The following is a 16,245-nucleotide window of genomic DNA, read 5'->3' as shown; positions in this document are numbered from 1 at the left end:
TTGTGGTGATATTTCCCGCTGCGATCATTCAACCCCCTCGTAGCCATCGTGGTAATACTGCGTGGCCAGTCCCTGGTCCGAAAGCGCAAGCCGCAAGAGAAGGGGCCGTTCAGGCCGCCGGGATGAGCCGCATCGTTTGCCGGTCATCCCTCCTCTGTGTGGTAGCTCGCCAGGCTCCAGAAACGGAGCGGTTAAAGCGCCTTGCGCTCCTGCTCGACCAGGTAGTCTGCAACCTTCAGCATATCCTCAAAGCTGCCGGCCATGCCGCCTTCGATCCGGTATTTGCCGTTGACGATCAGCGTCGGTACGCCACTGGCGCGGTAGGCTTTGGCCAGGCGTTTGGCTTGCTCGATCTTGGCGCGCACGCCGAAGGAAGACCACGCCTTGGTGAACTCTTCTCCGGTAATGCCGTAGGGCTCGAGGAACTTGATCATGGCCTCTTGATCAGCCAGGCGGTTCTTTTGATTGTGCATCGCCTGGAAGACAGCCGTGTGGGTTTCATCAAGCTTGTCCAGGCTATCCAGGGTGTAATACAGCTGCCCGTGGGTATCCCAGGCGCCACCAAAGAATGCCGGAACGGGACGGAAATGGACGTCCTCTGGCAGGTCTTTCTTCCATTCGCCGATGATCGGCTCGAAGCTGAAACAGTGGCCGCAGCCATACCAGAACAGCTCGGCGACTTCGATCTTGTCGGGCTCTTCCACGGGTGCCGGGCTTGGCAGCTTCACGTAGTGCTTGCCTTCCTGGTAGCGGGTAGCTTCCTGTGCGGTCGCGGCCATGGCGAAACAGCCCAAGAGCCAGATCAGACCAACTGATAACATCGCGCGCATGTAGTTCTCCTGTACAGAACGCTGGTATTCAAGGATTTCCGATGGGTTCAGAGCTTCCCTGATATCGCCCGGCAACGCAACGCGGGCCGGAGGTAATTTGAATCACTGCCTGCTTCGTATAACCACTGTAACGTCCGCAGGGACAAAAAAGGGTGACCGAAGCCACCCTTTTTTTGAAGCCTGCCGTTACAGATGGCAATACATCAGGGCTTATCGCAGACCCTGAATGTAATCTGAAACAGCTTCGATATCGCGGTTGCTCAGGCGGCTGGCGATGGTCTGCATGATGCGCGCCTCACCGTCGTTGGTGCGATCGCCTTCACGGAAATCAACCAGCTGCTTGGCGGTGTACTGAGCGTGCTGACCAGCCAGTTGCGGGAAGCCGGCTGTATCGATGCCCTGGCCAGTCGGAGAATGGCAGCCGGTACAGGCAGGCAGGCCAACTTCCAGGTTGCCGCCGCGATACAGCTCTTCGCCACGCTGGGCCAGATCGGGATCAGCCACGCCCTTGGTCGCGGTCTGTTCAGCAAAATAAGCCGCGATGTCTGCCAGTTCCTGTTCGTTGAACGGGTCCAGCATGCCAGTCATCTCCGGAACTACTCGAGCGCCCTCCTTGATATCCACCAACTGCTTGAACAGATAGCGTTCGCCTTGACCGGCAATTTTGGGGAAATTCGGGAGAGGGCTATTTCCGTCCGGGCCATGACAGGCGCCACAAACGGCGACCTTGCCCTGTCCCGCTTCGGCGTTGCCTTCCAGTGCATGGGCCGAACCGGCCACACCGAGAGATAACACCAGGCTCACGAGTAATTTATTCATCGGCTAATCCAATTACGGCTAAAAGAATGTGTGGGCTGTACCCGTCGCTGCGGTCTGCAACGCGCTCTAGGACAGACCGCCTCGTTTGTTATTGCTCGATAAATGAAGCAGAGGTCGGTTTGCCAACGCCATGCTATCGGTCGCTCGGAAGCGAAGCAATGTCCATACTGTCGCAGTTACGCTTTCAGGATATAAAACCGCAGCAGTATATACTAAGCTACCGGCTCAGGTGAATGTCATCAGCCCCGTCAGCCCCAATGGATCGTCCATGTCCTCAGCTACACCCCTTGTTTCTCTCTGCCAACGAGCCACGTTCATCAAAAGCGCCAGCCAGGTCGACCAATGTCCCATGGATGTCGGCTATGAAGTGGCCTTCGCCGGACGCTCCAATGCGGGCAAATCCAGCGCCCTGAACACCTTGACCCATGCACGTCTGGCCAGAACCTCGAAAACCCCAGGCCGCACCCAGCTGATAAACTTTTTTGCACTGGATGAACAACGCCGACTGGTTGACCTACCCGGCTACGGTTATGCCAAGGTCCCGCTGGCGCTGAAGGAACACTGGAAGCAGCACCTCGACGCCTACCTGACACAGCGGGATTCGCTGGTCGGCCTGGTATTGGTGATGGACATCCGCCATCCATTGTCGGATTTTGACCGGATGATGCTCGAGTGGGCGGATGTCAGCGGTCTGCCCGCGCATATCCTGCTGAGCAAGGCGGACAAGCTGGCGTATGGCGCAGCGAAGAATGTGCTGCTCAAGGTGCAATCGACAGTGCGCAAGGAATATGGCAACCGGGCGACGGTACAGCTGTTCTCGGCACCCAAGCGTCAGGGGCTGGAAGAAGCATACGAAGTGCTTGATGTGTGGTTCTTCAGTGAAGAAGACGACGGCGAGGATGGGGCAGCGGAGTAAATCGCGGCCAAAAAAAACCCCGAGCTTCTATGGGGAGGGAAGGATCGGGGTTTAACGACCGGGCTGTGCTAGGAAAGGGTGCCCGGGTTTTTCTGCCAACACTAAAATCACATCTAAGGAGCAAGAAAGGCTTGACTGGCCATTCATAAGCTCTGACCGGAAGGGTTCCGAAAAAGTTCAACAGGAACGCAAAAAAATTTAGATATTCTCTGCAGGCCACGGCTGGCGCAGCCTGCAGAGCAGCGCACTGGTTAGTGCGCCTCGTCCCAGTTGTCGCCTACCCCCACTTCCACCGCCAGTGGCACGTCCAGCGAGGCAGCGGCGCTCATGCGCTCGCACAGGCCGGCGCGGATGTCTTCGACCAGATCCTCACGTACTTCGAGAACCAGTTCGTCGTGCACTTGCATGATGACCCGCACATCCAGTCCGGATTCGGCAAGCCAGTTATCTACCGTGATCATTGCGCGCTTGATGATATCAGCGGCGGTGCCCTGCATAGGCGCGTTGATCGCCGTGCGCTCGGCGCCCTTGCGCAGCGCCTGATTGCGCGAATGAATCTCCGGTAGATACAGCCGGCGGCCGAACAGGGTTTCGACATAGCCCTGATCGCCGGCCTGCTGACGGGTGCGCTCCATATATCCGAGAACACCGGGATAGCGTGCGAAGTAGCGGTCGATGTATTCCTGGGCTTCCTTGCGACCCACGCCAAGCTGTTTGGCCAGGCCAAAGGCGCTCATGCCGTAGATCAGGCCGAAGTTGATCGCCTTGGCGCTACGGCGCTGGTCGTTGCTGACTTCCTCAGGCGAGACGCCGAATACTTCAGCCGCCGTGGCGCGGTGTACGTCGCGGTCATGCCTGAAGGCATCCAGCAAGCCGTCGTCCTGGGCAAGATGCGCCATGATGCGCAGCTCGATCTGAGAGTAGTCCGCCGCCAGCACCTTGTAGCCTTCGGGCGCGATGAACGCCTGACGAATGCGCCGTCCCTCAGCGGTACGGATCGGAATATTCTGCAGGTTCGGATCGGATGATGACAGCCTGCCGGTTGCCGTAACCGCCTGATGATAGGAGGTATGGATACGCCCGGTGCGCGGATTGATCTGCTCCGGCAGTCGATCGGTATAGGTGGATTTGAGCTTGCTCACCGTGCGGTATTGCATGATCACCTGAGGCAGCTCGTAGCCCTGCTCCGCCAGCTCGGCGAGCACTGATTCGGCTGTGCTGGGCTGGCCCTTGGCGGTCTTGGAAATGACCGGCAGGCCCTGCTTTTCATACAGCACAACACCCAGCTGCTTGGGCGAGCCGAGGTTGAACTGCTGTCCCGCAAGCTCGTGTGCACGCTGTTCCAGCTCGAGCATCTTCTCGCCCAATTCGCGGCTCTGAACGCCCAGCAGCTGCCCGTCGACCAATGCGCCATAACGCTCGATGCGCGCCAGCACAGGCACCAACGGCATCTCTATATCCTTGAGCACGCTCACCAGCGACGGCGTAGCGGACAGTTTTTGCAGCAGCGTCTGATGCAGACGCAGCGTGATGTCCGCGTCTTCACAGGCATAAGGCCCGGCCTGCTCCAGCGAGACCTGGTCGAAGGTCAGCTGCTTCGCGCCCTTGCCGGCGACGTCCTCGAAGCGAATGGTGCCGTGGCCGAGGTACTTCAGCGACAGGCTGTCCATGTCGTGGCGGCTGGCCGTTGAATTCAGTACGTAGGACTCGAGCATGGTGTCATAGGACACGCCGCAAACATCGATGCCGTAGTGGGCGAGGATATTCATGTCGTATTTGAAATGCTGCCCGACCTTGGCGCGCGAGGAATCCTCAAGCAACGGCTTGAGTGTCGCCAATACATAGTCGCGGTCGAGTTGCTGCGGCACGCCCATATAGCTGTGCCCGAGTGGAATATAGGCGGCCTCATGCGGGTTGACCGCCAGCGAGATCCCGACCAGCTCAGCCAGTTGTGCGTTGAGGTTGGTGGTCTCGGTATCCAAGGCAAACAGCTTAGCGGCCTTGAGCTTATCGACCCAGCGCTCGAAGTCGGCTTTCTCCAGAATGGTTTCGTAATGTGGCTCGACGGTCTCCGCCTTGGCAAGGCCGGGTATGGCGTCGTCGGCGGCCTTGGCTTCGCGCTGCAGTTCGTCCAGCCAGTTGCGAAATTCCAGTTGCTGGTACAGCTCGATGAGCGCCTCGCGGTTGGGTTCGCCGGGCATCAGCGCGTCGGCGCGCAGCTCCAGTTCGACATCCACCTTGATGGTCGCCAGCTGATAGGACAGGTAAGCCATCTCGCGATTTTCGACCAGCTTGTCGGCCAGTTTCTTGGCACCGCGGATTGGCAGCTCGGGTATCTTTTCCAGATTGGCATAGATGACATCGAGCCCGCCGCCGAGCCCGGTAACCAGGCCCTGGGCGGTTTTCTCGCCGATGCCCGGTACGCCCGGAATGTTGTCGGACTTGTCCCCCATCAGCGCCAGATAATCGATGATGCATTCCGGCCCGACGCCAAACTTGTCATGCACGCCGGCAATGTCGAGCACTGTACCGCTCATGGTATTGACCAGGGTGATGTGCTCATCGACCAGCTGTGCCATGTCCTTGTCGCCGGTGGAAATGATCACCGGCCGGCCCGCCGCTGCGCTCTGGCGCGCCAGCGTACCGATCACGTCATCGGCTTCGACGCCCTCTACACACAAAAGCGGCAGGCCCAAGGCGCGCACGCTGGCATGCAGCGGTTCGATCTGAACGCGCAGATCATCGGGCATGGGCGGGCGGTGGGACTTGTAGCTCTCGAACAGCTCATCGCGGAAGGTCGGCCCCTTGGCATCGAACACGACGGCAAAGGGGCTGTGGGGATATTGCCTGCGCAGGCTGTTAAGCATGTTCAGCACGCCTTTCACTGCGCCGGTCGGCTTGCCGGTGGAGGTCATCAGTGGCGGTAGGGCGTGGAAGGCGCGGTACAGGTAGGACGAGCCATCCACCAGGATCAGAGGTGCATTATCAGTCATGCGTCAGGTCAACGTATCCAAAGGTAAAAAGGGCTAGAATGGTCAGCAATAGAAGGACATTCCGATCATTCCGGGCAAGGGGCAAGAGTAACATGTCACGCAGAGTAAACCGTTGGTTGGGCGCCGCAGTGTTGGCAGTGAGCCTGCCGCTCATGGCACAGGATCAGATTACTGCAGAGCCGGACGTAACCATTCGTCAGGAAGGCGACCGCACCGTTGAGGAGTATCGGGTCAATGGCTTTCTCTATGCCGTCAAAGTTACTCCAAAGGTCGGTGCGCCCTACTTTTTGGTAGCCGTGGATGACGAAGGCAACTTCACCCGTAGCGATCAGCCTGAAGGCATGCGTATCCCATCCTGGAAGATCTTCGAGTGGTGAGATAACTCATGTCGGTATTCACTCCGGTCAGCCGCGCCGAGCTTGAGCAGTTCCTGCACCGCTTCGAGCTGGGTGAGCTGGTTGATTTCAGGGGCATCGACGGCGGCAGCGAGAACAGCAATTTCTTCGTGACCTGTGAGGGCGGCGAGTTTGTGCTCACCCTTGTTGAGCGCGGTCCGGTGAATGAGTTGGCGTTTTTCGTTGCGCTGCTTGAGTGCCTGCACCAGGCAGCGCTGCCGGTGCCTTACGCCATCCCGGATCGGCAGGGACAGGCTATAGGCAGCTTGAATGGTCGACCGGCACTGCTCCAGCCCTGTCTGCCGGGCTCACATGTGCAGCAACCGGATGCCAGCCATTGCAGCGCTGTGGGTGACATATTGGCGCGTTTGCATGCGGTCAGCGCCGATTGCGGCCTTGCCCGTAAAACCGATCGCGGTGTCGAGTGGATGCAGCACGAAGCCGCACTGCTACGCCAGTCTGCATCGGGCGACGCGTCCGCACTGCTTGACGAGGCTCTGCACGCCCTTGAACAGTTCGCCTCGTTCAGGCCTGCCCTGCCGCAGGCCGTCCTGCACGCGGATCTGTTCCGCGACAACGTCATGTTCGAAGGCCATGAGCTGACCGGCGTGATCGATTTCTACAACGCTGCCAGCGGCTCGACGCTTTATGACGTAGCCATAAGCGTGAATGACTGGTGCCTGGACGATGCCAATCAACTCGACCCGGCCCGCACAGACGCCCTGCTCAAGGCGTACGCCGCGCACCGTCCTTTCACCAATGTGGAGGCCGAGTGCTGGCCGCACATGTTACGCATCGCCGCGCTGCGGTTCTGGCTCTCCAGAGAAATTGCAGCGCGGGCGCATGCCGAGCATGAAGGCGTGTTGATCAAGGACCCGGATCATTTCCAGGCGATTCTGGCGAATCACCGCCGGGTTGAGGTAGAGCTGCCGGTCTCAGGCTGATCCCGGCAGTTGTCGCTTACAGCTGTTCAAGACACCCCGCCAACTGGTCGGCAAGTCCTTTTAGCAAAGCCTCATAGCCCCGCGCATTCACGTCGACTTCGCTGCCCAGCGGGTCAAGCTCTGCCTTGCGCACAGGCAGGTCGCGAGTCAGGGAGTCGATCAGTCGTGGGGTGAATTGCGGTTCGCTGAAGACGCAGGCGGGGCCGGCTTGCTGCAGCTGCTCCCGCAGCGCATTGATATGTCGCGCACCCGGCTGCACATCATGGGACAGGCTGAAAATGCCACGCGGCGCCAGGTTGTAATGATCTTCGAAGTAACCGTAGCCGTCATGGAATACGAAGTACGGCTTGTCATGCAGAGCCTCGAAGCGAGCGCGCAGCCGGCTATCCAGTTGCGTCAGGCGACTTTCGAATGCAGCCAGGTTCTGATCCAGCGTGCTTGCGTGGTCCGGATACAACGCCTTCAGATCCTCAGCCATATAGCGCGCAATGGTCAAAGCATTGTGCGGGTCGAGCCAGATATGCGCGTCCAGACTGCCGGGTTTGTGCTCGTGGCCGTGCGAAAGCTCATCGTGCGCATGTTGATGTGATTGCGATGCCGCAGAATCGGCATGGTCGTCCAGCGTCTGGCGCATGTCGCGCAGTGTCAGTTGCGGAATGTGCATAAGCGCCACCGCGGTCTGGCTCTCATTCAGAAGCCGTTCAACGAACCGCTCAAGATCCGGGCCTACCCAGTAGATGCGCTCGGCCTGCAGCACCGCACGGCGGTCAGAGGGTCGCAATGCATAGCTGTGCGGCGACGCGCCCGGTGGCAGCAGTACCGCAGGCGAACCGACGCCCTCCAGAACAGCAGCAGCGATCAACTGCACCGGCTTGATAGTAGTCAGCACGGTGGGGGTAGTGGCTGAGGCAGCGGACCAACTCACACTGAGCCCGACAAACAGCAGCATCAGACGACGGAACAACATGGGACATACCTCGGAGGGTGGCAAGTGTTATATGATAACAGCTCACTCATCGCTGAGCATACGGGCCCGACCTATGACGGACGCATTTATTCAGATCGACCCCCATCACCCGCACGACCATAGCCAGTGTGTCAGCGAGGCGCTGGGCGCTGCCGAGCAGCTGTGCGCCCAGGCCGGCGTGCGCTTTACCACGCTGCGTAAGCGGGTGCTGGAACTGGTCTGGCAGAGCCACAAACCGCTCGGTGCCTACGATATTCTCGAGACGCTGGCGCGTGAGGATGAGCGCCGCGCCGCGCCGCCCACCGTATATCGGGCGCTGGACTTTCTGCTTGAGCAGGGGCTGGTGCACCGCATTGCCTCGCTGAATGCCTTTATCGGCTGCGCCAGTCCGGAGCATCGGCACGAAGGGCAGTTTCTGATCTGCCGATCCTGTCGAATCGCCATCGAGCTGGATCAGCCGGCCATCCGCGACGCCATCGCGGTCAGCGCGAACAGCGTGGGTTTCGCCGTCGAAGGCGAAACGGTGGAAATCACCGGGCTCTGTGCCCAGTGCCAGGCGGCCGCATGAGCAACGCACTGCTTTCCTTGGAGTCGGTCAGTCTGCGGCTGCATGGCAACGCCATTCTCGACCAGGTGAACCTCAGCGTTCAGCCGGGTGAAATCGTCACGCTGATCGGGCCCAACGGCGCCGGCAAGACCAGTCTGGTGCGCATCGTGCTCGGCCTGCTCAAAGCCGATTCCGGCACGGTCACACGCAAATCGCGACTGCGGATTGGCTATATGCCGCAGAAACTGCAGGTTGATGCGACGCTGCCGCTGACAGTATTGCGTTTCCTGATGCTCGCACCCCGGGTCAAGCGTCCCGCGGCGGTCGAGGCGCTTGAAGAGGTCGGCGCAGGGCATCTGGCCCAGCGTCCGTTGCAGCAGGTGTCGGGGGGCGAACTGCAGCGCATCCTGCTGGCGCGGGCCTTGCTGCGCAAACCCCATCTGCTGGTGCTCGATGAGCCGGTGCAGGGCGTTGACGTCAACGGTCAGATCGAACTCTACGAACTCATCACCCGGCTACGCGACCGCTACGGGTGCGGCGTACTGATGGTGTCGCATGACCTGCATCTGGTGATGTCCACGACCAATACCGTGGTCTGCCTCAACCGCCACGTCTGCTGTTCCGGCCGGCCCGAGCAGGTCAGTCTGGACCCCGCTTTCGTCGCACTGTTCGGCGAGCAGGCCAGCGCGCTGGCGGTATACAACCATCACCACGATCACGACCATGATCTGCACGGCGAGGTGGTCGAAACGCCCGCCGGGCATCAACACGGACCGAGTTGCAAGCATGCCTGATTTTCTGATGTACGCGCTGGTGGCAGGATTGGGGCTGGCGCTGGTTGCCGGCCCGCTTGGCTCCTTCGTGGTCTGGCGGCGCATGGCCTATTTTGGCGATACCCTGTCGCACTCTGCCCTGCTCGGCATCGCCATGGGCATGCTGCTGGAAATCAACCTGACCATCGCGGTCACCGCTGGCTGTGTGCTGTTGGCGATCCTGCTGGTGGTGATGCAGAACCGCCAGTGGCTGGCCAGCGATACCCTGCTGGGCATTCTCGCGCACAGCACGCTTTCACTTGGCCTCGTGGTGCTGGCGCTGACCGATAACGTGCGGGTCGATCTGATGGCCTATCTGTTCGGTGATCTGCTGGCGATCAGCACGGCGGATCTCGGCTGGATGCTCGGCGGCGTGGTTGTCGTCTCGGTATTGCTGGCGCTGCTCTGGCGCCGTTTGCTGGCGGTCACCGTGCATGAAGAGCTGGCGCGCGTTGAGGGCCAGCCGGTCACGGCGATCCGTATGGCGCTGATGCTGCTGATCGCCATCGTCATTGCCGTGGCGATGAAAATTGTCGGCGTGCTGTTGATCACCTCCCTGTTGATCATTCCGCCTGCCGCCGCCCAGCGTCACGCACGCACCCCGGAACAGATGGCTCTCGGTGCCAGTGTGCTGGGTTGTCTGGCGGTGCTCGGCGGTTTGAGCATGTCGTGGAATCTGGATACGCCGGCCGGCCCGTCAATCGTGGTCTGCGCAGCGGCGCTGTTCATGCTGGTGCTGGCGGTGCCCAGACGCGCCTGAGCTGCGCTTAAAACACGCCTAAGCGGCGGATTAGTGCAACCCCTGTAACACCGTCGCGCTGCGATTGTCCCACCTACAGGTGTCGACTTTCGACGTGTCACAGGGGCGCTGTACCGCATGCGTGATCCGATCATCATTCCGACCGACGAGGGGCTGTTCTGCCCGGCGGGCAACTTTCACATCGATCCGTGGCGTCCGGTGGCTACCGCCGTCATCACCCATGCCCACGCCGATCATGCCCGCGCGGGCAGTGAACACTACCTGGCGCAGCACGACAGCCTGCCGATCATGCGCCACCGGCTGGGTGAGCACCGGTTCACCGGCCTGGATTACGGCGAGCAGCGGCGTTTCGGCGCTATTACCCTGAGTTTGCATCCGGCCGGTCACGTCCTGGGCAGCGCCCAGGCGCGGCTTGAACATGATGATGGCCGCGTCTGGGTGGTGACCGGCGATTACAAACGCGATCCCGACCCGACCTGCGCACCCTTCGAAGTTGTCCCCTGCGATACCCTGATCACCGAGGCGACCTTTGCCTTGCCCTGTTACCGCTGGCCCCCAGTGGAGCGGGTCGCCGAGCAGATTTGGGAGTGGTGGTCGGCGCATCCTGACCGCCCCTGCATTCTCTTCACCTACGCGCTGGGCAAAGCGCAGCGGGTGCTGGCCGCGCTCACTGAACATACTGATCGGCCCGTGTACGTCCACGGCGCGATGGTAGCGATGACCGATATTTACCGGCAGGCCGGCGTGACCATGCTGCCGACTCTGCCCATCTCGGACCTGCCCGCTGACCATGATTTTGGCGGTGAGCTTATTCTGGCGCCGCCCTCTGCCGCCGGCTCGTCATGGATGCGGCGCTTCCGTAACGCGAGTACCGGTTTTGCCTCCGGCTGGATGCGCATACGCGGCAACCGTCGCCGTCGCGGCTATGACCATGGCTTCGAGCTCAGTGACCATGCTGACTGGCCGGCCCTGCTGCGTACCATCCGCGAATCCGGCGCAAGTACCGTGCTCACCACCCACGGGCGCAGTGATGATCTGGTGCGCTATCTGCGCGAACGTGAAGGCGTTGAAGCCTACGAGCTGGAAACCCTCTACGGCGGCGAGGACGACTGATGCAGGCCTTCGCCGATATGTACACCGAACTGGACGCGACGACGCGTACCCAGACCAAACTGGATGTGCTCACTGCTTATTTCGACGGCATCGACCCGCACGACGGCGCCTGGGCGGTGTACATACTGACCGGGCGACGCATGAAGCGTCTGGTCGGGCCGCGCCGGTTGCGCGAATGGCTGGCGGAGGCCAGCGCCCTGCCGGAATGGCTGGTTGAAGAGACCTACCAGCACGTGGGTGATCTGGCCGAAACCATCAGCCTGTTGATGGAGGGTGACGCCGAGCGGCCGGCGGTGCAGGGCAGCCTCGCTGAATGGATCGAGCAAAGCATCCTGAGTTTGCGCACCCTGGAAGAAGACCAGCGCAAGGAACAGGTCATCGCGCTATGGCGCGCGTTACCACGCCACGCCTGCTTTCTGTACAACAAGCTGCTGACCGGCAGCCTGCGTGTCGGTGTATCTCGGAGCTTGGTAGAGCGTGCTTTGGCAACGCTGAGCGGTAAGCCCCGGGCACTGATCGCACGCCGGCTGATGGGCGAGTTCGAACCCAGTGCCGAGTTTTATTCACGCCTCTTTGACGAGGAGGACCGCGAAGAGCGCAAGGGCCAGCCCTATCCGTTTTTTCTGGCGTCGCCGCTGGAGGGCGAGCCTTCCGATCTGGGCGATTTGCACCAGTGGCTGGCGGAATGGAAGTGGGATGGCATCCGCGCGCAATTGATTGCCCGACCCAGCGGCGTGTGGCTGTGGTCGCGTGGCGAAGAGCCCATGGGCGGGCGCTTCCCCGAGGTGGAAGAGGCTGCATTGGCGCTGCCTGAGGTCGTGCTCGACGGCGAGCTGTTGGCCTGGGACACAGATGTGCTGCCCTTCTCGCAGATGCAGCGACGCATCCAGCGCAAGACGGTGGGCCCGAAGCTGCTCAAGGAAGTGCCGGTGGTGTTTCTCGCCTATGACCTGCTCGAATATCAGGGCGAAGACTGGCGGCTAAAGCCACTGGAGGAGCGGCGCAGTGCGCTGGAAGATGTGCTCGCCGAAGCGGCGCAACCTGCGCTGCGGCTGAGCCCGATGACTGACGCCAGTGATTGGCCGGCTCTGGCGACGCTGCGGGACTCCAGCCGCGAACGCCGCGTCGAGGGTCTGATGCTCAAGCGCCGCGCCAGCCCCTATCGCAGTGGCCGGATACGCGGTGATTGGTGGAAATGGAAGATCGACCCACTGAGTATCGACGCCGTGCTGCTGTATGCCCAACCGGGGCACGGCCGGCGCGCCAATCTGTACACCGATTACACCCTGGCGGTGCGCGACGGCGACAGCTTTGTGCCCATCGCCAAGGCTTATTCCGGGCTGACCGATAAGGAGATCCAGCAACTCGATCACTGGATTCGTCGCAATACCATCGAGAAGTTCGGCCCGGTGCGCTCGCTCAAGGCCCAGCAGGTGCTGGAAATCGCCTTCGAGGGCATTCAACCCTCGCCCCGGCACAAGTCCGGCATCGCTCTGCGTTTTCCGCGCATCGCCCGCTGGCGTCAGGACAAGCCGGTGGAGGAGGCCGACACCCTCGATCAGGTCAAAGAGCTGCTGCGTATTTATGGAAGCTGACGGCATCAAGGCGATTGAAGACTGGTTCGCCAGCCGCGGCTGGCAACCGGCTCCGTTCCAGCGCCGCACCTGGACCGCCTTTCGTGACGGACAGTCGGGCCTGATCCATGCGTCCACCGGTTCCGGCAAGACGCTCGCTGCCTGGCTGGGCCCGGTATCCATGGCGCTGGAGCAAACCAGAGCACCGGTCGGGCTGCGGGTGTTGTGGATCACGCCACTGCGGGCCCTGGCTTCGGATACCGCGGGCAATCTGCAGGAGGCGGTCGACGGGCTGGGACTTAACTGGCGCGTGGAAACCCGCACCGGTGATACCAGCGCAAGCGTGCGTGCCAGGCAGCGGCGCAAGTTACCCGAGGCGCTGGTCACCACGCCTGAGAGCCTGTCCGTGTTGCTGTCCTACCGAAACGTGGAGGAAAGCTTTCGTCATCTGGACGCAGTCATCGTCGATGAATGGCATGAGCTGCTGGGTAACAAGCGCGGCGTCCAGCTACAACTGTGTCTGGCCTGGTTGCGCGCGCGGCGTCCCGGTCTGCCGGTCTGGGGCTTGTCAGCTACCTTGGGCAATCTGGATGAGGCGATGCAGGTATTGCTCGGCAAGGGCGCCGCACCGGGCGTCAGCGTAGCCGGTGATACGCATAAAACACTGACCGTTCGCGGCCTGCTACCCCCGACGCTTGAGCGCTTCCCCTGGGCCGGTCATCTGGGGTTGGCGCAGCTCGAGGGTGTGCTCGAATATCTGGAGCAGGGCGCAACTGCATTGCTGTTCACTAACACCCGTTCGCAGGCCGAGCTGTGGTTCGAGTCGGTACTCAAGGCGCGCATGGACTGGTTGACCGAGATCGGCCTGCACCACGGCTCAATCGACCGCAAGCTGCGCAAACGGATCGAGGATGGTCTGCGCGACGGCAGCTTTCGTTGCGTGGTCTGTACCTCGAGTCTGGATCTGGGTGTGGATTTTTCGCCAGTGGATCGCGTGGTCCAGGTCGGCAGCCCCAAGGGCGTTGCCCGCCTGATGCAGCGCGCCGGACGCTCCGGCCATCAGCCCGGCGCCAGCAGTGAAATCCTCTGCGTGCCGAGCCACGCCTTCGAACTGGTGGAAATCGCCGCCGCCCGCCGCGCCTGGGAGGCCGGTCGCGTGGAGGCTCGCCGACCGCTGCGGTTGTGTCTGGATGTGCTGGTTCAGCATCTGGTGACATTGGCCGCCGGCCCCGGTTTCCATGCTGAACACGCACTGGCCGAAGCCCGCGCCACCCATGCGTTCGCCGACCTGACCGAGGAGATGTTCCATTGGTGCCTAGTGTTCATCACCCAGGGCGGGCCGGTGCTGGAACACTATCCGCAGTTTCAGCGGGTGGTCGAGCAGGATGGCCTGTTCCGCGTGGAGGACACCGGCATTGCGCGGCGGCACCGCATGGCCATCGGCACTATTACCAGTGACGCGCAAATGCGGGTGAAATTCATGCGCGGTGGGTCGCTCGGCACGGTGGAAGAGTCCTTTATCGCACGGCTGAATCCCGGCGATGTATTTCTGTTTTCCGGTCGCGCGCTGGAGTTGATCAAGGTCCGTGATCTGGTCGCTTATGTACGGCCAGCCAGTACCCGGCGACACAGCGTTCCGCGCTGGTACGGCGGCAGGTTGCCCTTGTCATCAGAGCTCGCCGACACCGTGCTGGAGATTCTCGAAGAGGTGGAGAAGGGCATCTACCGGGACGCCGAAGTCGAAGCCGTGCGCCCAGTGCTTGAAGTGCAGCGGGACCAGTCCGCCTTGCCGGGCCGGCATCATCTGCTGATCGAGCGCTGCCGATCACGGGAAGGTCACCATCTGTTTATCTATCCCTTTGCCGGCCGGTTGGCACACGAAGGTCTTGCCGCCTTGTTGGCCTGGCGTATCGGTCAGATCCAGCCGGCGACCTTTTCACTATCAGTTAATGATTACGGTCTCGAACTACTGACCTCCACCGAGCCGCCCGAGCTGACCGAAGCGCTGTGGCGCACGCTGCTCAGCCCGGAGCGACTACTCGATGACGTACTGGCGGCGCTGAACGCCAGCGAGCTGGCGCGCCGGCAATTCCGTGATATTGCGCGGATCAGCGGCCTGGTATTTCAGGGTTATCCGGGGCGCGGCAAGACCGATCGTCAGCTGCAGGCGTCGACCGGCCTGCTTTACGACACCCTGGCACGTTACGATCCCGATCACCGATTACTCGACCAGGCGCGCCGCGAAGTGCTGGAAGATCAGCTCGACATACGCAGGCTGCGCGATGTGCTTGAGCGCGCCGCAGGACAGGAGCTGACCATCGTCACACCAAAGCATTTTTCCCCGCTGGGCTTTCCGCTGTGGGTCGACCGCCTGCGCAGCCGCCTGAGTACCGAAAACTGGCGCCAACGGGTGCAACGCATGCTGGCAACACTGGAGCGCAACGCGGACCGCGTCGCGAAAAAACGCAAGTGAGCCGCACGCTGGACTGGCAGCTGGCGGGCGAGAAGGTTGTGCTGCACGGCGACAAGGCCCTGTACTACCCAGCCCACGCAACGCTCATGGTCGCCGATACGCACTTTGGCAAAGGCGCCTTCTTCCGCCGCAAGGGATTGGCAGTGCCCACCGGGCAAAGCCAGGACGATCTGCAACGCCTCACCGCACTCATCCAATATTTCCGCCCCAAACGGCTGATCGTTCTGGGCGACTTCTTCCACCATCGCCCCAGGGAAGGCGAGCCCTTCCTCGAGCAGTTCCCGCTATGGCTCAAACGTCATGCGGACGTGCAAGTGGAAGCCGTGATCGGAAACCACGACCGGCATGCCGAGGGCATAGACATCGGCATCACCTGGCACGCCACCCTGGATCTAGGCCCCTTCCGGCTCTGCCATGAACCAATCAGCGTGCCAGGCAAACACATCCTCGCCGGCCACCTGCACCCCGCGTATACCCTGACAGTAGGAAGAGACAAACTACGCGCCCCGGTATTCTGGTTTCGCGAAGGTGTAACAGTACTGCCCTCATTCGGCGCGCTGACAGGGGGTTGGGATATCAAGCCAGACCCTGCCGAGGATGCTGTTTTGGTTGTTGATGGAGAGCTATTTCGGTTATCTGGCGGGATGTAGCACCCGGGCATAGAGAAACGCGATTGCATTCAACGCCTGATTTTGCGTGGCCGCAGCAACGTCTCGGTCCACCGCTAACCAACTGAGAAAAGCGTTAACCTCCGCCGGACCCATTTCAAGAGGATAACGCAGCTTGTGGAAACGGATAAAGTATCGTATCCAGCACCAGTAAGACTTCTCCGTGCGAATGCTGTAATGCTGTAATGGTGTAACCGAATAACGGCTCGGAACTGGTCTCGAAGACGAGGAGTGGTTGGGGCGGTGTTCATACCTGCCTCTAGCTGTATGGGCGTACAGTGGTATCGAGATCAGCAATTGTGGAAGTCAAGCGATTACAGGCAGGCCTGTGACGCGCTTGGTATATATCTGATTTAGCGTAATTTCTGATGCGCTGGAGAGCAGGCGTTGCGTTGTTATCTGGAAGCAACGAATATGTGATATCACGGAATTTC

General features: G+C 61.1%; 15 protein-coding genes. 10 read left to right on the top strand and 5 right to left on the bottom strand.

The window, feature by feature from the left end:
• Positions 1-191: 191 nt before the first annotated feature.
• Together HG264_RS13135 and HG264_RS13130 are read right to left on the bottom strand one after the other, a co-directional pair.
• Positions 192-830: a thiol:disulfide interchange protein DsbA/DsbL gene (locus tag HG264_RS13135; protein WP_169408092.1), complete on the bottom strand. Its 639-nt coding sequence runs from the start codon at positions 828-830 to the stop codon at positions 192-194.
• Positions 831-1,040: 210 nt separating this feature from the next.
• Positions 1,041-1,649: a cytochrome c gene (locus HG264_RS13130; protein ID WP_169408091.1), complete on the bottom strand. Its 609-nt coding sequence runs from the start codon at positions 1,647-1,649 to the stop codon at positions 1,041-1,043.
• A 268-nt stretch (positions 1,650-1,917) separates the two neighbouring features.
• Between HG264_RS13130 and yihA the strand changes: the two genes are divergently transcribed.
• Positions 1,918-2,565, top strand: coding sequence for a ribosome biogenesis GTP-binding protein YihA/YsxC (gene yihA / locus HG264_RS13125; protein WP_169408090.1), 648 nt, complete (start codon positions 1,918-1,920; stop codon positions 2,563-2,565).
• Between the two features lie 251 nt (positions 2,566-2,816).
• On the opposite strand, the gene polA is transcribed toward yihA, so the two are convergent.
• Positions 2,817-5,558 carry a DNA polymerase I gene (polA, locus tag HG264_RS13120; protein WP_169408089.1) on the bottom strand — a complete coding sequence of 914 codons (2,742 nt, stop codon included), beginning with the start codon at positions 5,556-5,558 and terminating at the stop codon, positions 2,817-2,819.
• A gap of 92 nt (positions 5,559-5,650) precedes the next feature.
• Between polA and HG264_RS13115 the strand changes: the two genes are divergently transcribed.
• Both HG264_RS13115 and HG264_RS13110 read left to right on the top strand, forming a co-directional pair.
• A complete protein-coding gene (locus HG264_RS13115; protein WP_169408088.1) occupies positions 5,651-5,935 on the top strand; it encodes a DUF2782 domain-containing protein in 285 nt (94 codons plus the stop codon).
• 8 nt (positions 5,936-5,943) lie between these two features.
• A complete protein-coding gene (locus HG264_RS13110) occupies positions 5,944-6,897 on the top strand; it encodes a homoserine kinase (RefSeq protein ID WP_169408087.1) in 954 nt (317 codons plus the stop codon).
• Positions 6,898-6,913: 16 nt separating this feature from the next.
• Here HG264_RS13110 and znuA read toward each other — a convergent pair whose 3' ends face one another.
• The gene (znuA, locus tag HG264_RS13105; RefSeq protein ID WP_256663674.1) at positions 6,914-7,864 is read right to left on the bottom strand and encodes a zinc ABC transporter substrate-binding protein ZnuA; all 951 of its coding nucleotides are present in this window, start codon (positions 7,862-7,864) and stop codon (positions 6,914-6,916) included.
• Positions 7,865-7,937: 73 nt separating this feature from the next.
• Between znuA and HG264_RS13100 the strand changes: the two genes are divergently transcribed.
• From HG264_RS13100 to pdeM, 7 genes are all read left to right on the top strand, one after another.
• Entirely contained in the window at positions 7,938-8,432 is a 495-nt protein-coding gene (locus HG264_RS13100; protein WP_169408086.1) for a Fur family transcriptional regulator, read from the top strand.
• Positions 8,429-9,205: a zinc ABC transporter ATP-binding protein ZnuC gene (znuC, locus tag HG264_RS13095; protein WP_169408085.1), complete on the top strand. Its 777-nt coding sequence runs from the start codon at positions 8,429-8,431 to the stop codon at positions 9,203-9,205. The genes HG264_RS13100 and znuC overlap by 4 nt, the downstream gene beginning before the upstream one ends.
• Positions 9,198-9,983 (top strand): zinc ABC transporter permease subunit ZnuB, encoded by a 786-nt coding sequence (gene znuB / locus HG264_RS13090; protein ID WP_169408084.1) that lies wholly within the window; start codon positions 9,198-9,200, stop codon positions 9,981-9,983. The genes znuC and znuB overlap by 8 nt, the downstream gene beginning before the upstream one ends.
• 117 nt (positions 9,984-10,100) lie before the next feature.
• Positions 10,101-11,096, top strand: coding sequence for a ligase-associated DNA damage response exonuclease (locus HG264_RS13085; protein ID WP_169408083.1), 996 nt, complete (start codon positions 10,101-10,103; stop codon positions 11,094-11,096).
• On the top strand, positions 11,096-12,691 hold the full coding sequence (locus HG264_RS13080) for an ATP-dependent DNA ligase (protein ID WP_169408082.1): 1,596 nt from the start codon (positions 11,096-11,098) through the stop codon (positions 12,689-12,691). The genes HG264_RS13085 and HG264_RS13080 overlap by 1 nt, the downstream gene beginning before the upstream one ends.
• Positions 12,681-15,143, top strand: a complete 2,463-nt coding sequence (locus HG264_RS13075) for a ligase-associated DNA damage response DEXH box helicase (RefSeq protein WP_169408081.1) — start codon at positions 12,681-12,683, stop codon at positions 15,141-15,143. Before HG264_RS13080 ends, HG264_RS13075 begins: the two co-directional genes overlap by 11 nt.
• Positions 15,140-15,793, top strand: a complete 654-nt coding sequence (gene pdeM / locus HG264_RS13070) for a ligase-associated DNA damage response endonuclease PdeM (protein WP_169408080.1) — start codon at positions 15,140-15,142, stop codon at positions 15,791-15,793. The genes HG264_RS13075 and pdeM overlap by 4 nt, the downstream gene beginning before the upstream one ends.
• On the opposite strand, the gene HG264_RS13065 is transcribed toward pdeM, so the two are convergent.
• On the bottom strand, positions 15,776-16,108 hold the full coding sequence (locus HG264_RS13065) for a phage integrase N-terminal SAM-like domain-containing protein (RefSeq protein ID WP_256663673.1): 333 nt from the start codon (positions 16,106-16,108) through the stop codon (positions 15,776-15,778). The genes pdeM and HG264_RS13065 overlap by 18 nt on opposite strands.
• Positions 16,109-16,245: the final 137 nt, after the last annotated feature.

It is taken from the genome of Pseudomonas sp. gcc21 (genome assembly GCF_012844345.1).
GTDB lineage: Bacteria > Pseudomonadota > Gammaproteobacteria > Pseudomonadales > Pseudomonadaceae > Halopseudomonas.
Note: the sequence above shows the minus strand (reverse complement) of the source record. Positions and strands in the feature narration are given on the sequence as shown.